This window comes from Mesorhizobium sp. RCAM 06353 (assembly GCF_059683585.1).
This window is the reverse complement of the sequence record NZ_CM185031.1, coordinates 2,843,171-2,859,433: the sequence shown is the minus strand read 5'-3', so window position 1 is coordinate 2,859,433 and position 16,263 is coordinate 2,843,171. Positions and strand designations below refer to the sequence as shown.

Annotated in this window: 24 protein-coding genes; 15 read left to right on the top strand and 9 right to left on the bottom strand. The window is 61.9% G+C overall.

The annotated features are described in order from the left end of the window. Positions 1-276 precede the first annotated feature (276 nt). Positions 277-1,911 (bottom strand): tetratricopeptide repeat-containing sulfotransferase family protein, encoded by a 1,635-nt coding sequence (locus tag AC56QX_RS13580; protein ID WP_497116564.1) that lies wholly within the window; start codon positions 1,909-1,911, stop codon positions 277-279. A gap of 187 nt (positions 1,912-2,098) precedes the next feature. Further along, the gene (locus AC56QX_RS13575; protein WP_497116562.1) at positions 2,099-2,323 is read right to left on the bottom strand and encodes a hypothetical protein; all 225 of its coding nucleotides are present in this window, start codon (positions 2,321-2,323) and stop codon (positions 2,099-2,101) included. Positions 2,324-2,650: 327 nt separating this feature from the next. Here AC56QX_RS13575 and AC56QX_RS13570 point away from each other — a divergent pair, with 327 nt between their 5' ends. The 6 genes from AC56QX_RS13570 (at position 2,651) to AC56QX_RS13545 (ending at position 4,779) form a co-directional block, all read left to right on the top strand. Further along, positions 2,651-2,857 (top strand): cold-shock protein, encoded by a 207-nt coding sequence (locus tag AC56QX_RS13570; RefSeq protein ID WP_096449281.1) that lies wholly within the window; start codon positions 2,651-2,653, stop codon positions 2,855-2,857. A 184-nt stretch (positions 2,858-3,041) separates the two neighbouring features. Continuing rightward, positions 3,042-3,311, top strand: coding sequence for a hypothetical protein (locus AC56QX_RS13565; protein WP_497116560.1), 270 nt, complete (start codon positions 3,042-3,044; stop codon positions 3,309-3,311). After that, the gene (locus AC56QX_RS13560) at positions 3,308-3,574 is read left to right on the top strand and encodes a hypothetical protein (RefSeq protein ID WP_497116558.1); all 267 of its coding nucleotides are present in this window, start codon (positions 3,308-3,310) and stop codon (positions 3,572-3,574) included. Before AC56QX_RS13565 ends, AC56QX_RS13560 begins: the two co-directional genes overlap by 4 nt. Before the next feature lie 47 nt (positions 3,575-3,621). Then, on the top strand, positions 3,622-3,759 hold the full coding sequence (locus tag AC56QX_RS13555) for a hypothetical protein (RefSeq protein WP_497116555.1): 138 nt from the start codon (positions 3,622-3,624) through the stop codon (positions 3,757-3,759). 100 nt (positions 3,760-3,859) lie between these two features. Then, positions 3,860-4,078: a hypothetical protein gene (locus AC56QX_RS13550; protein ID WP_497116553.1), complete on the top strand. Its 219-nt coding sequence runs from the start codon at positions 3,860-3,862 to the stop codon at positions 4,076-4,078. A gap of 83 nt (positions 4,079-4,161) precedes the next feature. After that, complete coding sequence (locus AC56QX_RS13545; protein ID WP_497116551.1) at positions 4,162-4,779, top strand: flavodoxin family protein; 618 nt, start codon at positions 4,162-4,164, stop codon at positions 4,777-4,779. A gap of 7 nt (positions 4,780-4,786) precedes the next feature. On the opposite strand, the gene AC56QX_RS13540 is transcribed toward AC56QX_RS13545, so the two are convergent. Next, positions 4,787-5,251, bottom strand: coding sequence for a Kazal-type serine protease inhibitor domain-containing protein (locus AC56QX_RS13540; protein WP_497116549.1), 465 nt, complete (start codon positions 5,249-5,251; stop codon positions 4,787-4,789). 503 nt (positions 5,252-5,754) lie between these two features. Here AC56QX_RS13540 and AC56QX_RS13535 point away from each other — a divergent pair. The 3 genes from AC56QX_RS13535 (at position 5,755) to AC56QX_RS13525 (ending at position 7,134) form a co-directional block, all read left to right on the top strand. Continuing rightward, complete coding sequence (locus tag AC56QX_RS13535) at positions 5,755-5,967, top strand: cold-shock protein (RefSeq protein ID WP_006202520.1); 213 nt, start codon at positions 5,755-5,757, stop codon at positions 5,965-5,967. Positions 5,968-6,292: 325 nt separating this feature from the next. Next, positions 6,293-6,505, top strand: coding sequence for a cold-shock protein (locus AC56QX_RS13530; protein ID WP_008877668.1), 213 nt, complete (start codon positions 6,293-6,295; stop codon positions 6,503-6,505). Between the two features lie 200 nt (positions 6,506-6,705). Further along, on the top strand, positions 6,706-7,134 hold the full coding sequence (locus tag AC56QX_RS13525) for a BA14K family protein (RefSeq protein WP_497116547.1): 429 nt from the start codon (positions 6,706-6,708) through the stop codon (positions 7,132-7,134). Positions 7,135-7,222: 88 nt separating this feature from the next. Here the strand turns inward: AC56QX_RS13525 and AC56QX_RS13520 are convergent, their stop codons facing one another. From AC56QX_RS13520 to AC56QX_RS13510, 3 genes are all read right to left on the bottom strand, one after another. Then, entirely contained in the window at positions 7,223-7,861 is a 639-nt protein-coding gene (locus AC56QX_RS13520) for an MBL fold metallo-hydrolase (protein WP_497117753.1), read from the bottom strand. A gap of 143 nt (positions 7,862-8,004) precedes the next feature. Then, complete coding sequence (locus AC56QX_RS13515; protein ID WP_497116545.1) at positions 8,005-8,322, bottom strand: hypothetical protein; 318 nt, start codon at positions 8,320-8,322, stop codon at positions 8,005-8,007. A 145-nt stretch (positions 8,323-8,467) separates the two neighbouring features. Next, positions 8,468-9,361: a branched-chain amino acid aminotransferase gene (locus tag AC56QX_RS13510; protein ID WP_027044076.1), complete on the bottom strand. Its 894-nt coding sequence runs from the start codon at positions 9,359-9,361 to the stop codon at positions 8,468-8,470. Between the two features lie 260 nt (positions 9,362-9,621). On the opposite strand from AC56QX_RS13510, the gene AC56QX_RS13505 reads away from it, so the two are divergent. The 5 genes from AC56QX_RS13505 (at position 9,622) to AC56QX_RS13485 (ending at position 14,154) form a co-directional block, all read left to right on the top strand. Beyond that, the gene (locus AC56QX_RS13505; RefSeq protein WP_027044075.1) at positions 9,622-10,155 is read left to right on the top strand and encodes a MarR family winged helix-turn-helix transcriptional regulator; all 534 of its coding nucleotides are present in this window, start codon (positions 9,622-9,624) and stop codon (positions 10,153-10,155) included. Next, positions 10,142-10,861, top strand: a complete 720-nt coding sequence (locus AC56QX_RS13500) for a response regulator (RefSeq protein ID WP_497116543.1) — start codon at positions 10,142-10,144, stop codon at positions 10,859-10,861. Before AC56QX_RS13505 ends, AC56QX_RS13500 begins: the two co-directional genes overlap by 14 nt. A gap of 48 nt (positions 10,862-10,909) precedes the next feature. Then, complete coding sequence (locus AC56QX_RS13495; protein WP_497116541.1) at positions 10,910-12,325, top strand: ATP-binding protein; 1,416 nt, start codon at positions 10,910-10,912, stop codon at positions 12,323-12,325. Between the two features lie 243 nt (positions 12,326-12,568). After that, positions 12,569-13,591, top strand: a complete 1,023-nt coding sequence (locus tag AC56QX_RS13490) for a glycosyltransferase family 4 protein (RefSeq protein WP_497116540.1) — start codon at positions 12,569-12,571, stop codon at positions 13,589-13,591. A 98-nt stretch (positions 13,592-13,689) separates the two neighbouring features. Further along, the gene (locus tag AC56QX_RS13485; RefSeq protein WP_497116538.1) at positions 13,690-14,154 is read left to right on the top strand and encodes a hypothetical protein; all 465 of its coding nucleotides are present in this window, start codon (positions 13,690-13,692) and stop codon (positions 14,152-14,154) included. Positions 14,155-14,157: 3 nt separating this feature from the next. On the opposite strand, the gene AC56QX_RS13480 is transcribed toward AC56QX_RS13485, so the two are convergent. The 3 genes from AC56QX_RS13480 to AC56QX_RS13470 form a co-directional block, all read right to left on the bottom strand. After that, complete coding sequence (locus AC56QX_RS13480; RefSeq protein WP_497116536.1) at positions 14,158-14,517, bottom strand: tRNA-binding protein; 360 nt, start codon at positions 14,515-14,517, stop codon at positions 14,158-14,160. Positions 14,518-14,534: 17 nt separating this feature from the next. Continuing rightward, on the bottom strand, positions 14,535-15,035 hold the full coding sequence (locus AC56QX_RS13475; protein ID WP_027030631.1) for a type III secretion system chaperone family protein: 501 nt from the start codon (positions 15,033-15,035) through the stop codon (positions 14,535-14,537). A gap of 338 nt (positions 15,036-15,373) precedes the next feature. Continuing rightward, a complete protein-coding gene (locus AC56QX_RS13470; protein WP_497116534.1) occupies positions 15,374-15,676 on the bottom strand; it encodes an accessory factor UbiK family protein in 303 nt (100 codons plus the stop codon). Between the two features lie 221 nt (positions 15,677-15,897). On the opposite strand from AC56QX_RS13470, the gene AC56QX_RS13465 reads away from it, so the two are divergent. Next, positions 15,898-16,131, top strand: coding sequence for a BrnA antitoxin family protein (locus AC56QX_RS13465; protein ID WP_497116532.1), 234 nt, complete (start codon positions 15,898-15,900; stop codon positions 16,129-16,131). The last annotated feature ends 132 nt before the right edge of the window (positions 16,132-16,263 follow it).

The following is a 16,263-nucleotide window of genomic DNA, read 5'->3' as shown; positions in this document are numbered from 1 at the left end:
TACAGAACCACGATAACAGCACAAATGTTGTTACCACACATTTTCGCGCCGGAAATTCAAGGCAAGTGAATTCAATAGCTTAACTGACAGCGTTCGCCATCCGTTCACCTCCAACTGTTCAAGTCGGGTCAAGCTGGCCCGGTCGCAGGCCTTCGGCAACGGCAACGTTTTCCTGCGCTACGAGCCGAAGGCCGGCTAATGCATTTCACCCAACAAGATCAAGATGGCGGTTCAACCAACGTCACCCTGATCCAGCGCAGGGCATCGGCTGACCGTTCAGCCTAGCTTGTCGAGCAGCGGCTTCAGCCTGTCGCCATAGCGTTTCCACAGGTCGACCGAGCCTTGATACATTGGCTGGCGCACCTGCGCGGCGGAAGCCGTGCGCACCGGCCTGTCGGTATCATGGAACGACAGCACGGCATCATCCCATGGCAGGCCGAGATAGTCGATGAGTGCCCGGGTCTGCCCTTCCTGATCGGCGACGAAATCCTCGTAGCGAACATCATGCACGACCCCAGGCAGCACCTTGTGCCAATGCGCCATGAGGTCGGTGTAGAGATTGTGGAAATCGGCAAGTTCGCCGAGATCATAGCCGTAGCGGTGGCTGTCGCCGCGGAAATGCACCTTGTAGATCGACAGGCAGGTTGCCGCCGCATCGCGGGCGACGTGGATGATCCTGGCCTTCGGCATCATCATGTGGATGAAGCCGACAAGCAGGAAGTTGCCCGGCATCTTGTCGGTGACGTGGCTGATATGGGGATAGCGGGCATGCAGCATGTCGAGATAGGCTTGGCCTGCCTCGGCAAAATCCGCGTCATCCGTATCGGATACGCCCCAGGGGAAACCGCCCGGCATGGTCGCCGGGAACTGCTTGCCGACCGCCTTCTTCAGGATGCTGAGCTCGCCCGCGCCATAGACGTTGGGATGGCTGGCGATGATCTGCTCGACCAGCGTCGTGCCCGAACGCGGCATGCCGACGATGAAGATCGGCGCGTCATCGGTGATCGGACTCGGTCGGTGCTTTTCGAAGAAGCCGGCATCGAACACCGTCTTCATCGCCTCGAATTCCGCCCGCGTCCTGACAGGATCATAGTTGATCCCCTTGCGGCGAATGGCATTGCCTTCGGCGAAATAGTCGAAGGCCCTGTTATAATCCTTCAAATCGTCGTTGGCTTTGCCGAGGCCGAAGGACAGCTGCATGCGTGCCAGGCTGTTCTGCGGCGCCTTAGCATGCTGGGCCTCCATGCCGGCCAATTCGGCGTCGCGCTCCTTCTGGCGCTTGACCTGCGTCAGCATCAGCCAGGCCGTGGCCATGCCGGGGTTCACCGCCAGCGCCTGCCGGAACAGATCGGCCGCTTCGTCGAGCTTGCCCTTTTCCATCAGACCGACGCCGAGCCCGTGCAGCAGGTCGGCATCCCTGGGGCGGATGGTCAGCGACTCGCGGAACACAGCCAGCGCCTCGTCCAGCCGTCCGGCTTCCTGCAGGGTTTCGGCAAGCCCGAGACGAGCGCGCACATGGAAAGGATTGCGCGCAATCGTGCCGCGATAGATCTCCTCGGCCTCCTCGAACTGGCCGAGCTGCGTCAGCGACGAGCCGAGATTGTCCCGTGCCGCAAGCTGCTCCGGCCGCAGATCCACCGCGCCACGGAAGAAGTCGATGGCCGCAGCAATGCGGCCGAGGTCGCGCATCACCGTGCCGAAATTGTTGAGGAAATCGGCATTCGTCGGCTGCAGGCTCACCGACTGTTCGAGGAGATCGAGCCCTTCTTCGCTGCGCCCGGTCTGGTGCAGCAGCAGCCCCAGGAAATGCGCCGCCGCCGCATGTTTGGGCTGACGCGCCAGCACCTGCCGGTAGATTGCCTCAGCCTCTTGCCGGCGCCCGGCCTGGTGCAGTTGCAGGGCCTGCTGCACATATTGGTCGAGGCCCAGCGGCGGCTGTCCACCCGCGCCAGACCTGGCTCCCGCACCCGCCGCTCGTCTCTGATCTCTGTTAATGGGAAACCTGCCGTGTTTGTCCGCCTGCCGCGATCTAGGCCATTGGCGCGTCAGGTTCAAGTCTCGGCGTGGTTCTGCGGCTTTTCCGTCGCCGCGAAAGTGGTCAGATCAGACGGTTGGTCTCGGCAACCTGCCTGGCCCGCCTCACCGTGCCATCGGTATCGGAGATCGTTCGCCTTGCCGCCTCATCGCTTCTGATGGTCAGCCGTGCCGACTTGACGATCATCGGCTGGCCGTTGGCGCCAACGGCAATGGCATGTATGGCGATTGGCTTGATGACCGGATTGACCGCGACGGTCCTCGCCCTTGAGCTTCTTGTGGAAACCATGGTTCTGTCCTTATTCCAGAGTAAATAAAAATATGAGCACTGGGAAAATACCCCAGCGCGCTCTCAAGAATTTTTAGAAATATGCCGGACCATAGCAGAAATATCTGAACGTCTATAGCGATCTATTTTTCAGCCGCGGCGAGTTTATTTCCTGAATCACCTTGAACTGACCGCCTTAACGATCTACATAAAAAAAGATCGTTTTGGCCAGAATTGGCATCTCGCGGCGTCAGAGGTTCTCGACGCGCCAATATCATTCCAAATCGTCGATACCGGACGCGCGGCACTTTCGCTGTGCGACGGTTTTTCAATTCGCGAAAGACACAGATGACCACCGGAACCGTGAAGTTCTACAATGGCCAGAAGGGTTTTGGCTTCATTCAGCCAGCCGACGGCGGCAAGGACGTTTTCGTCCATGTCAGCGCGCTGGAGCGCGCCGGCTTTCCCGGCCTCGCCGAAGGCCAGAAGCTGCAGTTCGAACTGGAGCGCGACGGCAAGGGCCGCGAGTCGGCCGCCAATCTGCAACTGATCTGATCAGGCCGAATTCGATGAACGCTGACCACGGATGTACTGGCAGCTCTCGAAGGCGGCTTATTTCCAGCGATTGCCGGAAATAGGAAAGCGGGGCTCGTCCCCGCTTTTTTGCTTTCAAGCCGCTGTTTCGCATAACGCCCCAAGGTGTGAGCCAAAAAGGGCGTGAACCAATCGAAGGCCAGGGATGCCGGACCGCACCACCCATTCAATCGCCCACTTCACCGCAGCTTTCGCGCTCGGTGGACTGGAGGGACCGTTGCCGGCCGGCGATTACGACATCGATCATGACGAAGAGCTGATCGAGGGCATGTCGCGTATTGCCTGGCGCCGCGTCGCCACCTTCATTCACCTGCCGGCTAGGGCGGCGAAGAACCCGACCACCAGCCAGCTTATCGCCATCGACCACCTCGAACTCGAAACCGCGCTGAAGCGCGACCGGGAGAATGCAGCATGATCCGTTTCCAGCAGAATGCGCGTCCGCGCACCGACACGCCCTCGCACCTTTTCGCGATTGGCCAGACGGTGCGCATGAAGAGCCGCACCGGCCTTGTCCAGAAGACGGCGGAGCTGTTCGAGATCAAGAGCAGGCTGCCGGTCAAGGACGGTTCGCCGCAATACCGCATCCGCAGCGAGCAGGAGACCTACGAGCGGGTCACCACGGAAGACAATCTCGAACCGGTCGACAATCCGGTTGTCGCCGGCAATCCGGTCGTCTGAGACCACGCAACAACGCCAAACCAGCACGCGCACACGAGGAGCAGTCCATGTCCAAGGGTCAACAGCGAAGCAATCGCGAAACACGCAAGCCGAAGAAGGACAAGATCGTGGCCAAGGCCGCCGCCCCGTTCGGCTCTTCGGTCAAGCAGGCGGAGAGCAGCCTGAAGCCAAAGTCCAAGGGCTGACAGCCCTTGGGGGCGCTTCGCATGCGCCCCATCGCCCCGCTGTGAGCAGGCGTTGAACTGACGCAAAAGGCCCACGCAGTGCTCTGCCACGGAGGCTTGCTTGAATTTCGTCATCGAGTTCTATCGGTCGCGCGACGCCGAGGAAGCAACACTCGACAAGGTGTCGCTGGAAGCGCCGACCCTGCGCGCCGCCCTGCAGGGCGCCACCGCACTCTTGCATACGCTGGCAATGCCGCAGATCCCCGACCGCCTGCGCATTTCCGATGAGCATGGCAGCGAGGTCTATGCCGGGCCTGCCGATGGGGCTTATCCGGCTTAAGGCACCACATCTGGATATCATCGGCGCAACCGCACACGCCTCGCGGCGTTGAGCCTGCACAGCCATTTGCAGGAGTCCGCGCAATGCCCCTCACCGCCTTCGCCATCAATTGCTCGCTGAAAGCCTCCGGCGACAGGGAGAAATCCTCGACCGACAAGATCATCGCCGATCTGCTCTTGGCGCTAAAACCACACGGTGTGAAAGGCGAGGTCGTGCGCGCGCTTGATCATGACATCAAGCCCGGCGTGCTCTCGGATATGGGCAAGGGCGACGACTGGCCGAAGCTGCGCAAGAAAATCATCGCGGCCGATATCTTCATCCTCGGCCTGCCGATCTGGATGGGGCAGCCCTCCAGCGTCGCCAAGCGCGTGATGGAGCGCATGGACGCCTTTCTCGACGAAACCGACGACAAGGGCCGCATGCCGGCCGCCGGCAAGGTGGCGCTGGTGGCGATCGTCGGCAATGAGGACGGGGCGCACCACTGTCATGCCGAGTGCTTTCAGTCGCTCAACGATGTCGGCTTCACCATCCCGGCCAATGGTGGGGTCTACTGGGTTGGCGAAGCCATGGGCGACGTCAACTATATCGACCTGCCGAAGACCCCCGAAAAGGTCGCCGGCGTGATCGAGATGGCCGCATCAAACGCCGCCCATCTGGCCACCCTTTTGAAGGCCAAGGCCTATACTGGCGTGGCCAAGTAGCGCCCTCTCAGCACGGTCCGTCGCCAACGATGCGGTAGTCCGCGGCGCGAGCTTCGCAGGCGTTGGGGAAACTGCGCATCTCGCCATGGCGGCGGCCGCAGACGGGCGCGTATTCACGGGTGCAGAACGTCTGCTCTTCGCCGCCACCGCCACCGCCACCGCCACCACCACCGCCGCCGCCACCATCGCCGTCACCGCGGCAGGGGCCGTCGCGCACGATGCGGTAGCCGGCGCGGTCGGCAAGGCAGCCATTGGCGAAGGTCTGGCGGTCGCCGCCGCGGCGGGCACAGACCGGTTCGTATTGCCTGGTGCAGAATTCCGGTTCGGGACGCGGCGGACGCGGGCGTGGTCCCGGCCCGTCATCGACGACGACGGTGCAGGCGGCCAGAAGCGCCGACAGGCACAGCGCGACCAATGCTTGCCGCGAAAAGCCAAGACTTTGCCGCGAAAAAATCGACGCCAGGAATTTCATGCTGATCTCTCCCTCGATCCCGTCTCCGACCGCGATCCTCGCCATTCCCCCGTCAAATGCAACCATGTTCGCGGCTCTTCGCGCGGGAAATTTCGGTTGCAGCCGTGGCGGGCGCCCGCTCACGCTACAGGCAATCCTGGCCCATGCGTGACCCCGTCCGTGGGCCGATGACCCGATCCAAATCCGAGCCTACTTGCGGCTGGTCGACGCTCAGATCGGTCGATTCTTGCGTCGGGATGCGCCCCGTGTGGCGGCCCGCGGCGCTATCTTGCAACCTTCACGTTTCCGTGCGATAAATTCCGTGTTCGGGCATTTGCGACCCGGAGAGCGGAACGTTTTGGACGACCTTTCCCCGATACTGTGAATCTCTGACGGCCCCGTTTTCGGCGGGGGGTTTGACCATGCGCCAATGCATGACTGCCGAAGCAACCACCGGGAACTGCCCTCGACGCCAGGTGGCGGGCAGGACCATCAAAGACTGAACGGGTGAAGGAGTTTCCCCAATGGCCCAGACCGGCACCGTTAAATTCTTCAACGCGACCAAAGGCTTCGGTTTCATCACGCCCGACGGCGGCGCCAAGGACGTATTCGTCCATATTTCCGCGATCGAGGCATCGGGCCTGCGCACGCTCGTCGACGGCCAGAAGGTCACCTTCGACGTCGAGCCGGACCGCATGGGCAAAGGCCCGAAGGCGGTCAACCTCCGCGCTGCCTGAACCATCGGCGCGCCGCTGTCCTTGACGGCGGACGAACGAAGTTCGGAGTTTGCCCGGTCCTTGGGCACGCAGACAGATTTTTGAAAAGGCGCGGCGGTTTTCGTCGCGCCTTTTTCATGTCCGCAGCGCAGCATCAGTGCATGTCGCCCGCAAGTGGATCCGGTTCCGGGTCAACGACATGCATCATAACAAGGGCTTAAAGCGTGACGCGCTTTAAGTGCCCGCAAAACTTTCTCTTGCCGATGACGCTAAAATAAAGGACAAATTTCCTCTCGGGCATTTGCCGGCCCGAGACTGGAGTTTATGGGATCAAAGGGAGCTTCCCATGCCGCAGACCGGCACCGTCAAATTCTTCAACCATGCCAAAGGCTTCGGCTTCATCACGCCGGACGATGGCGCGAAGGATGTCTTCGTCCATATTTCGGCCGTGCAGGCGTCGGGTCTTCCCGGTCTCGAAGATGGGCAGAAAGTGACATTCGACACCGAGCCGGACAAGCGCGGCAAGGGACCCAAGGCCGTCAACCTGTCGGTCGGCTGAACCGGTCTCAGACCGTCGGCTCCAGCAGGCAGCCCAGCTCATTTCGAGCGTGGTTTTTGACGGCCTCTTGAACACGCCATTTTGAACAGGCAGGTCGAAATCCGTTCAGCCTCCGTTCAGCCACGGTCGCATATTAGTCTTGGGTAAAGCCGGACCGCATCCCCTGCAACACTGCACGGCCCGGTACGAAGGAGACCAAGATGAACAGAATTTTCAAGACTGCCGTGCTGTCCGCCGCCGTGGCCGGCACCATGCTTGCGGCCTTGCCCGCGGCCAACGCCGATGACTGGGGTCATCACCGCCGCCACCACAATGGCGACGCCATCGCCGCCGGCGTACTTGGCCTCGCGGCCGGCGCGCTGATCGGTGGCGCGTTGGCTAATGATGCGCCCCCGCCCTACGCTGACCGCTACTACGGTGACGGTTACTACGATCGTGAGGTCGTGGTGCGCCCGGCCCCGGTCCGTCGCTATTACGCCGAGCCGCAGGTGGTCTATGCCGATCGTTATGCCGAACCGTGGACGCGCGGCTGGTACGAGTATTGCTCGGACCGCTACCGCACCTTCAACTCCCGCACCGGGACGTTCACCGGCAATGACGGCGAACAGCATTTCTGCACTGCAAACTGAGGCTTCCCTGCCCCAAACAAAAAGCGCTGGCCGCAAGGCCAGCGCTTTTTTGTTTTGACCCTAGGACTTGGTGCCAAGGGCCCTGATCCTAAACGAGAAACGGATTGGTCCTGCGCTCCTCGCCAAACCGGCCACCGGGACCATGGCCGCAGATGAAACCGATGTCGTCGCCAAGCGGCAACAGCTTGTCCTTGATCGAAGCGATCAGCGTCGCATGGTCGCCGCCCGGCAGATCGGTGCGGCCTACCGAGCCATGGAACAGCACGTCGCCGACATGGGCGAACTTGGCGGCGCGGTTGTAGTAGACGACATGGCCCGGCGCATGGCCGGGGCAATGCAGCACCTCGAACACGTGGCCACCGAACGACACGGTCTCGCCTTCGGTGAGGAAGCGGTCGGGCACGCAGTTGCGCGAGCCGGCAATGCCGTAGCGCCTGCCCTGGTTCTCCAGATTGTCGAGCAGGGACTTGTCGGCCGCATGTGGGCCGATGATGTCGATGCCGAGCGCCTCCTTCAGCTCCATGGCGCCGCCGGCATGGTCGATATGGCCATGCGTGATCCAGATTGCTTCGGCCGTGATCGCATTGTCCTTCAGCACCGCCAGCACCTTGTCGATGTCGCCGCCCGGATCGACGACGACGCCGTGCTTGTCGTCCATGTCGAACAGGATGGTGCAGTTCTGCTGGAACGGTGTGACCGGCACGATGCCGGCATTGAGCTGACCCATGATCGTCCTTTCGATGTTCACGCGGTGATGTAGAGGCGCCAGTGAAAGGCGTCCACCCCTCGAAAGACGAACAGTCGGTCGCTTTAGAAACAGAAATGGGCGGCCGAAGCCGCCCATTTGAACAGACCTGAGACCCGTCAGGCTTACTTCTTCATGGCGCCCAGGACCGCACCGATGATGCCGGTCAGGATCGCGCCGCCGCCGGCGCCGCCGACGATGTTGTTGAGGTTGAGCGCGCTGCCGAGACCACTCGTCGCCGCCGCTGCCGCTGCCGGATCGACCGCGCCACCACCGAGCAGGCTGCCGAGGATCGCCGCGCCGCCGACGCCGCCAATGGCGCCACCCAGGATTTTGGGCAGCTGTCCCATAGCAGCGTTCTTAAGCGCAACACCGACCGCCTGACCGCCGATGATGCCTGTAATCACCTGAATGATGATCGGAAGAAGCGTGTTCATGTCCATATGATTAGTCCCTCCATAGCTGCCAGCCTCCCGGGCCGACACCATCATGAGACGCCGAATTGGATGAAAGTCAAATGCAGAAACGCTGAAATAAAAGGGGCGGCTCGAAAACCGCCCCTGCTTGCGAGAAAAGCTGTGACTATCGTTATTCTGCGGCGATCGCGTGCTTCGGCTGCACCGCGGCAGAATAGTCGTTCATAAGGTTCTTGGCGATTTCGCCAACCTCGAATCGGTAAGGGCCGATCTCCGAAACCGGCGTTACTTCCGCTGCCGTTCCGGTCAGGAAGCATTGCTCGAAGCCTTCGAGTTCTTCCGGCAGGATGGCGCGTTCGATCACTTCCAGGCCACGATCCTTGGCCAGCCCAATGACCGTGCGGCGGGTGATGCCGTCGAGGAAGCAATCGGGCTTGGGCGTATGGATCTTGCCGTCCTTGACGAAGAAGATGTTGGCGCCGGTTGCTTCGGCGACCTGGCCGCGCCAGTCGAGCATCATGGCGTCGGCATAGCCCTTGGCTTCCGCGGCGTGCTTGGACATGGTGCAGATCATGTAGAGGCCGGCGGCCTTCGACTTCGACGGCGCCGTGCGCGGGTCGGGCCGGCGCCATTCCGCCACGTCGAGGCGAATGCCCTTCAGCTTCTGCGCCGGATCGAAATAGCTCGGCCACTGCCAGATGGCGATGGCGCAGTTGATGCGGTTGTTCTGCGCCGAAACGCCCATCTGCTCGCTGCCGCGCCAGGCGATCGGCCTGACATACGCGTCCTGGAAACCCTGCTTCTTCAACAGCGTGGTCGAGGCGTCGTTGAGCTCGGCGACCGAATAGGGAATCTTGAAGCCGAGCAGGCGCGCCGATTCATGCAGGCGCTCGGTGTGCTCGTTGAGCTTGAAAATCGCGCCGCCATAGGCGCGCTCGCCCTCGAAGACCGCGCTGGCATAGTGCAGACCGTGCGTCAGCACATGAATCTTGGCGTCGCCCCACGGAACGAACTCGCCATTCATCCAGATGAAGCCGTCCAGCTGATCGAAGGGAACGGATGCCATGGTAACCTCCCGCGGGCAGCCGCCCGCATATCTTGGTGTCGTTGCGTGTTCTTTTTGGCCGCGCCATGCGTTCGGAGACGCCGGCCGGTGTCTCGAAGCGTAGGCGGAGAATCGCGCTCTGGCAAACTCAGGAAGTTCCGGAAAAACCGGCCTGCCTTGCCTTTTCGTTCGCAATCCGCCCAAAAGCTTGTCAAAAATTACCATTGCAGGGAAATTACGTCAATAGTACTGACATAATCTCCCGTTCCCCTGGAGACATGATGACGGATCGAAGCGCAGCCGCCGGAAAACCGATCAGGACCGCGATCACGGACGAGGACGGCATCGACTTCGCCATCATCGAACTGTTCTTCTTCGCCTATCGCGACTTCACCTCCGATCCCGATCAGATCCTGGCCGACTATGGCTTCGGCCGCGCCCACCACCGGGTGCTGCATTTCGTCAACCGCCGACCGGGCCTGACGGTTGCCGAACTGCTCGACGTGCTGAAGATCACCAAGCAGAGCCTGGCGCGCGTGCTCAAGCAACTGATCGACACCGACCATGTCGTGCAATTGCAAGGCCCGCGCGACCGCCGCCAGCGCGAACTCTATCCGACGGCGAAGGGCCGTGCGCTGGCGCTGGCGCTGGCGCGGCCACAGTCGCGCCGCATCCGTGCTGCATTGGAAGATTCCGGCGCCACCGAACGGACCTTGGTGGAACGCTTCCTCGAAGCGATGGTCAATCCGGAACTGAGAGCGCAGATTGACGTTGGGTCCGCAAAAATGTCAGGGAAAAGCCATGGAGAGCACTGAGAGGGTCGATCAGACGGCCGCACCGGACGACGATGCGCCGCATCTGCTCGTCGTCGACGACGACACCCGCATTCGCAATCTTCTCAAGCAGTATCTGACCGAGAACGGCTTTCGCGTCACCGTCGCCGGCAATGCCGGCGAAGCCGAGCGCAAGCTTGCCGGCCTCGATTTCGACCTGCTTGTGCTCGACGTGATGATGCCGGGCGAAACCGGCGTCGATCTGACCAAATCGCTGCGGGCCGAAAAGAACGTGCCGATCCTGATGCTGACGGCGCTGTCGGAGACCGACAGCCGCATCTCAGGGCTGGAAGCCGGCGCCGACGACTATTTGCCCAAACCCTTCGACCCGCGCGAGCTGATCCTGCGCATCAACAACATCCTGCGCCGAGGTGGCCCGGCGACGACGCCCAAGGTCGAGCAGCTGGTCTTCGGCCCCTACACCTTCCAGATCGCCAGGCGCGAATTGAAGCGCGGCGGCGAGGCGCTGAAGCTGACCGACCGCGAGCAGGAGATCCTGGCGATCTTTGCCGCACGCGCCGGCGAGACCATCCCGCGCCACGAACTGGTCGGCGACGATTCCGAGGTCGGCGAGCGCACCATCGACGTCCAGATCAACCGGCTGCGCCGCAAGATCGAGCGCGACCCGTCCAACCCGGTCTGGCTGCAGACCGTGCGCGGTATTGGGTATCGGCTCAGTGTAGAATAGAATACCGGCCGTGGCCCGATTGGCCGCGGACGAAATGAAAAAGAGCCAATGGCGACGACGGAACTGGAAGGGCCGGGACCTGACGGCTTGAGCGCACGCGCCACGCGAACGCTCAAGGCGGTGCCGCGCATCTGGAACCGGTTCTGGCGCCTTGTTTCGCTCTACATGCCCAAGCGCCTCTATGCGCGCTCGCTGATCATCGTCATCGCGCCGATGATCCTGCTGCAATCGGTCGTCGCCTTCGTCTTCATGGAGCGCCATTGGGCAACGGTGACGCAGCGCCTGTCGCAAGCCACCGTGCGCGACATCGCCGCCATCATCGACCTGATCGAGACCTATCCGCACGACGCCGACTACGCCAACATCATCCGCATCGCCCAGGACCGCATGCAGCTGAAGGTCGACCTGTTGCCACCGGATCCTTTGCCGCCGCCCGGTCCAAAACCGTTCTTCTCGATCCTCGACGACGTCCTCTCGTCCGAGATCACCCGCCAGATCAACCGACCGTTCTGGATCGACACGGTCGGCAATTCCAACATCGTCGAGGTGCGCGTCCAGCTCGAGAACAAGGTGCTGCGCGTCTTCGTGCGCCGCAGCCAGGCCTATGCCTCCAACACCCACATCTTCCTGATCTGGATGGTCGGCACCTCGCTGGTGCTGTTGATGATCGCCATCCCCTTCCTGCGCAACCAGATCCGGCCGATCCTGACGCTTGCCGAAGCCGCCGAAAGCTTCGGCAAGGGCCGGCCGATGCCGCGTGATTTTCGCCCGCGCGGCGCCGAGGAGGTTCGCCGCGCCGGCTTTGCCTTCATCCAGATGCGCGAGCGCATCGAGCGCCAGATCGACCAGCGCACCGCCATGCTGACCGGTGTCAGCCATGATCTGAGAACCATCCTCACCCGCTTCAAGCTGCAGCTGGCGCTGGCCGGCGGCAAGACCGAGACCAAGGCCGCACTCAACCAGGACATCGACGACATGCAGTCGATGCTCGAAGGCTATCTCGCCTTTGCCCGCGGCGAAGCCTCGGAGGATCCGGGACGTTTCGACCTCGAAGCCTATTTCCAGAAGCTCGGCGACGAGGCTGCCTTGCGCAAATGCAAGCTGTCGACGGCGCTTTCCGGCGATCCGACCGTGCATGTCAGGCCGAACGCCTTCGCCCGGCTGTTGTCCAATGTCATCGGCAACGCCTTCCGTTATGCCAAGACGGTGGAGGTCAGCGCCAATCACGGCCGTGGCTCGCTCGTCGTCACCGTCGACGACAACGGTCCCGGCATCCCGGCCGACAGGCGCGAGGACGTGTTCAAGCCCTTCGTGCGGCTCGACGAGGCCCGCAACCTCGACGCCAGCGGCACCGGGCTCGGCCTGTCGATCGCCCGCGACATCGCCCGCAGCCATGGCGGCGACATCACCCTCGACAACAGCCCGCTCGGCGGCCTGCGCGCGGTGATCAAGGTGCCGGCCTAGGCAAGCCCAAGCATCGCGCCCAAAAAGCCCAAATACCAAGCCAGGTATCAGGCTTCATCCGCTCGTCATGAAATCATGGTGAAGAGCGCGCATGAAACGCAAGACTACAGTTGATTCGATCTTGCCGCCTCACTTCGACGCCGTGCCCACCCGGGTGCGCTGGCGCGAAGCGAGGGCAGCCGGCTGGTCGCCGTTCCGGCATCGTCTCAAGGCAACCGTCGACCTTTCCAGCAAAGGGCCGCCATGCGCATATTGATGGTCACCGACGCCTGGCGCCCGCAAGTCAACGGCGTCGTCCACACACTGGAGCGGCTCACCGAAACGCTGAAATCCTTCGACGTGGCGGTGGATTTCCTGACGCCCAACATCTTTCGCACACTGCCCCTGCCGACCTATCCCGACATCCGCCTGGCGCTGACCACGCCTGGCCATGTCGCGCGCCTGATCGAAGCCTACAAGACCGACCACGTCCACATCGTCACCGAAGGCCCGCTCGGCATCATGGCGCGGCGCTATTGCCGCAATGCCGGACGGCCGTTCACCACCAGCTACCACACGCGCTTTCCCGAATATCTCAGCGCCCGCCTGCCTGTGCCGGAAAGCTGGGCCTATCGCTGGCTGCGCGATTTCCACAATTCCGGCCAAGGCACGCTGGTCGCCACCCAGTCGCTCGCCGACGACCTTTCGGCGCGCGGCTTCAACAAGCTGAGGCCATGGACGCGCGGTGTCGACACCGACCATTTCCGCCCGGACAAGAGGAAGGACCTCGGCTTCCCCGGCCCGGTATTCCTTTGCGTCGGCCGCGTCGCCATTGAAAAGAATCTGGGCGCCTTCCTCGACCTCGACCTGCCCGGCAGCAAGGTGATCGTCGGCGAAGGACCGGAGCTGGCCAAATTGAAGGCGAAGTACCCCAAGGCGCATTTCCTCGGCCACCGTCCCAATGACGAACTGGCGGAGATCTACGCCTCGGCCGACGTCTTCGTCTTCCCCAGCCGCACCGACACCTTCGGCAACGTCATCATCGAGGCGCTGGCCAGCGGCACGCCGGTCGCCGCCTATCCGGTGACCGGGCCAATCGACATTGTCGGCGACGGCATCGGCGGCGCAGTCTCGACCGATCTGCGCGAGGCCTCACTCGCCGCCCTCAAGGTCGACCGCGCCGAAGCGCGCGAACGCGCCATGCGCTACAGCTGGAAAGCCTGTGCGGAAATGTTTCTCGACTGTGTCGAGGAGGCCCTCGGTAGGACGCGCAGGCTGGCGGCCTGACTGATTCCTGGTTCAGGAATCCTCTGCGCACAGCGCTACTCGCCTTCCCCATTGCATTCTGGCTATGATCAGGTCCCTGCGAACGGAAATTGGAATGGATGGCAAACGAGCCTTATCCGTATCTCGTGCACACCAACCGCGAATTGGAGATGATGCTCGCCGGATCCAAGCCGTTTGCCGTCTTTGCCCATGAGCGCGTGGATGGCTTTGAAAAATCCGATGCGCTGGCCAACCAGGATTTCGCGACCTATGTCGCCAATGGAACAGTGTCGCAGCATATCCGCTCCTTCACTAGGCGCCTCCCGGATGGCTCCCCACTGGACATCGACTATTACTTTTATTCCCGCCGGGGTGAAGAATGGCGGGTGGAGGCCTTTTTGCTTCTGCTCGATCTAATGGGTCGCGGGGCCTGGTGCTCTCAATTGGAATGGCTGGAAGGCAAGCTTCTGGGCTACACGGATGAGCAAAACCTTTATCATCTCTCCCGAACCTATCCGAAAGATCGATGGGTCCCAGAGACATTTGGGAACCTAGCGTCATCCAAGCCAATCGGGCTCACTTAAGCGCTAAAACAATCTGCCGCCGTCCGCCACCCTGCGCTCGATCGCTCCGAGCACGACAGCGCCCTCCTCGTCGGGAAAGCCCAGCGTCAGCACTTCCGACATGAACGGCCCGATCTGGCGGGGCGGGAAATTGATCACCGCGAACACCTGACGACCGATGAGCGTTTCAGGCGTATAGTATTTGGTGATCTGCGCCGACGATTTCTTCACCCCGATGTCAGGTCCGAAATCGATCTTCAGCTTGAAGGCAGGCTTGCGCGCTTCCGGAAACGGTTCGGCCTCGACGATCGTGCCGGCGCGGATGTCGACACGATCGAAATCGGCAAAACTGATCTCGGGCTTACGCTCGCTGCTCGAACTCATGTCTCTGCCCTACTGGCTCAGGCGTTGCCGTAGGTCTCGAACAGCACGCCGGCGAGCGCGTCCTTGGCCGATGTTCCCGACCAGACGACGAATTGAAAGGCCTGGAAATAGCATTCGCAGGCTTCAAGCGCCGAGGACAGGAGCACCTCGACCTGCTGGCTCGACGGCTCGACCCCGCCGGCCAAAAGCAGCGATTGGCGGAACATGATCGCACCTTCCTGCTCCCAGAGGTCGAAATGGCCGAACAGCATCTGCTCGTTGATCAGCGACAACAGTCGCATCACTTCCAGCGCGCGGGTCTCCGGCACTTTGATGTCAAAGGCGCAGGCCAGATGCAGCGCCTCGAAATCCTCCATCCAGGAGAAGGAGACGTGATAGTCGGTCCAACTGCCGGCGACCGAGATCGAAATTTCATCATCGCCGGCCCGTTCGAAGGACCAGTCATTGTTGTGGGCCACCTGCTCGATAACATCCACCGGATGGATTTCGCGGGAGTATTCGAGTTCGAGAAGTTCCATGGAATGCTTCCTGTGTTCAGGGGGAGCGCCTCACGCTCCGCGGGGCACACACGACGAACAATCTGATCTAGAACTCGGACGGCCAGGACTTACTTCGCGCTAAAGACTACTTCTCGACGCAAAGACCCCAGACCGGACCCCACCGCCCGGCCGCATGACCCTGCTCCGAATCATGCAACAAATTCAGTCTATTGATCGGGAGTCGCGTGAACAGCCCAATTTTTCGCACTGCGGCATTCGCATGTGGAAAGGCGCTGTCACAAAGATTCATGCAATGCCGTTAAGCGATTCACGACAAAGCGATTTTCGGGATCGCACTATGTGGAAAAGTTTAACGATTATTTTTTTGCGCGGGGCTTCGCCGCCGCCGCTGGTGCGGCATCACCGGCCAGTTCGGCGAGCTTCGCTTCGAGCGCCTCTATGCGGGCGGCAAGCCTGTTGTTCTCGTCCCGGGCCTTGGCGGCCATCTCGCGCACGGCCTCGAATTCCTCGCGCTGCACCACGTCCATCGAATTGAGGATACGCTCCGCCTGCCCCTTGAAGGCGGTTTCCACCTCGCGCCTTACACCTTGCGCGGCGCCGGCGGCGTCGGTCATCAGCTTGGCGAATTCATCGAGAATGCGGTTCGGTCCGGTCGACATGGCAAATCCTCGCTTGCTCGAAATGACGTAGTGGCGCGGAGCGCGGAATGCAAGAACGTTGAGGGCCGGTGCGGCCTCTGCGTTGCTATGGCGCACAGCGGTACCATGCCTATAGGAAGCTCTCAAACAGCCCCAACTGTACTTGAGAACGCCAAATCGCCTATTGTGTTTCATCGCGTCTCGCGTCCAGCAGCGCTCGTCTCCAATCCAAGGTCAATCCAATGGCAACGCCCCCGCGCCGACCGACAAATCCATTCGAAGCCGCCGAAGCGGCCTTCAAGCCGGTCAAGAAGCCGGCAGCGCCCATTCGCGAAGCCTCGAGCGCCCCAAATGTCCGGGAACTTGTTTCGATCCGGATCGACCGGGCCGTGCTCGATCATTTCCAGGAAGACGGTCCCGGCTGGCAGGACAGGATCAACGACGCTTTGCGGCAGGTGGTGGCCGCCAAGGATTGAGCACACCGTCCACCGCGCGATGGCTCGCAATCGGGATCCGTCGCGACACTTGACGGCAACCAGCTTGCCTTGACCCTGCCAAAACCCTGCCGCATGGTCCGCGCCCGAACGCGACCGCAACCGAGAGCTCCC

Excerpts from the sequence above, each read along its gene's own strand:
- AC56QX_RS13575 (WP_497116562.1), bottom strand. The coding sequence starts at position 2,323 with ATGGTTTCCACAAGAAGCTCAAGGGCGAGGACCGTCGCGGTCAATCCG.
- AC56QX_RS13570 (WP_096449281.1), top strand. The coding sequence starts at position 2,651 with ATGACCACCGGAACCGTGAAGTTCTACAATGGCCAGAAGGGTTTTGGC.
- AC56QX_RS13565 (WP_497116560.1), top strand. The coding sequence starts at position 3,042 with ATGCCGGACCGCACCACCCATTCAATCGCCCACTTCACCGCAGCTTTC.
- AC56QX_RS13560 (WP_497116558.1), top strand. The coding sequence starts at position 3,308 with ATGATCCGTTTCCAGCAGAATGCGCGTCCGCGCACCGACACGCCCTCG.
- AC56QX_RS13555 (WP_497116555.1), top strand. The coding sequence starts at position 3,622 with ATGTCCAAGGGTCAACAGCGAAGCAATCGCGAAACACGCAAGCCGAAG.
- AC56QX_RS13545 (WP_497116551.1), top strand. The coding sequence starts at position 4,162 with ATGCCCCTCACCGCCTTCGCCATCAATTGCTCGCTGAAAGCCTCCGGC.
- AC56QX_RS13540 (WP_497116549.1), bottom strand. The coding sequence starts at position 5,251 with ATGAAATTCCTGGCGTCGATTTTTTCGCGGCAAAGTCTTGGCTTTTCG.
- AC56QX_RS13535 (WP_006202520.1), top strand. The coding sequence starts at position 5,755 with ATGGCCCAGACCGGCACCGTTAAATTCTTCAACGCGACCAAAGGCTTC.
- AC56QX_RS13530 (WP_008877668.1), top strand. The coding sequence starts at position 6,293 with ATGCCGCAGACCGGCACCGTCAAATTCTTCAACCATGCCAAAGGCTTC.
- AC56QX_RS13525 (WP_497116547.1), top strand. The coding sequence starts at position 6,706 with ATGAACAGAATTTTCAAGACTGCCGTGCTGTCCGCCGCCGTGGCCGGC.
- AC56QX_RS13520 (WP_497117753.1), bottom strand. The coding sequence starts at position 7,861 with ATGGGTCAGCTCAATGCCGGCATCGTGCCGGTCACACCGTTCCAGCAG.
- AC56QX_RS13515 (WP_497116545.1), bottom strand. The coding sequence starts at position 8,322 with ATGGACATGAACACGCTTCTTCCGATCATCATTCAGGTGATTACAGGC.
- AC56QX_RS13510 (WP_027044076.1), bottom strand. The coding sequence starts at position 9,361 with ATGGCATCCGTTCCCTTCGATCAGCTGGACGGCTTCATCTGGATGAAT.
- AC56QX_RS13505 (WP_027044075.1), top strand. The coding sequence starts at position 9,622 with ATGACGGATCGAAGCGCAGCCGCCGGAAAACCGATCAGGACCGCGATC.
- AC56QX_RS13500 (WP_497116543.1), top strand. The coding sequence starts at position 10,142 with ATGGAGAGCACTGAGAGGGTCGATCAGACGGCCGCACCGGACGACGAT.
- AC56QX_RS13495 (WP_497116541.1), top strand. The coding sequence starts at position 10,910 with ATGGCGACGACGGAACTGGAAGGGCCGGGACCTGACGGCTTGAGCGCA.
- AC56QX_RS13490 (WP_497116540.1), top strand. The coding sequence starts at position 12,569 with ATGCGCATATTGATGGTCACCGACGCCTGGCGCCCGCAAGTCAACGGC.
- AC56QX_RS13485 (WP_497116538.1), top strand. The coding sequence starts at position 13,690 with ATGGCAAACGAGCCTTATCCGTATCTCGTGCACACCAACCGCGAATTG.
- AC56QX_RS13480 (WP_497116536.1), bottom strand. The coding sequence starts at position 14,517 with ATGAGTTCGAGCAGCGAGCGTAAGCCCGAGATCAGTTTTGCCGATTTC.
- AC56QX_RS13475 (WP_027030631.1), bottom strand. The coding sequence starts at position 15,035 with ATGGAACTTCTCGAACTCGAATACTCCCGCGAAATCCATCCGGTGGAT.
- AC56QX_RS13470 (WP_497116534.1), bottom strand. The coding sequence starts at position 15,676 with ATGTCGACCGGACCGAACCGCATTCTCGATGAATTCGCCAAGCTGATG.
- AC56QX_RS13465 (WP_497116532.1), top strand. The coding sequence starts at position 15,898 with ATGGCAACGCCCCCGCGCCGACCGACAAATCCATTCGAAGCCGCCGAA.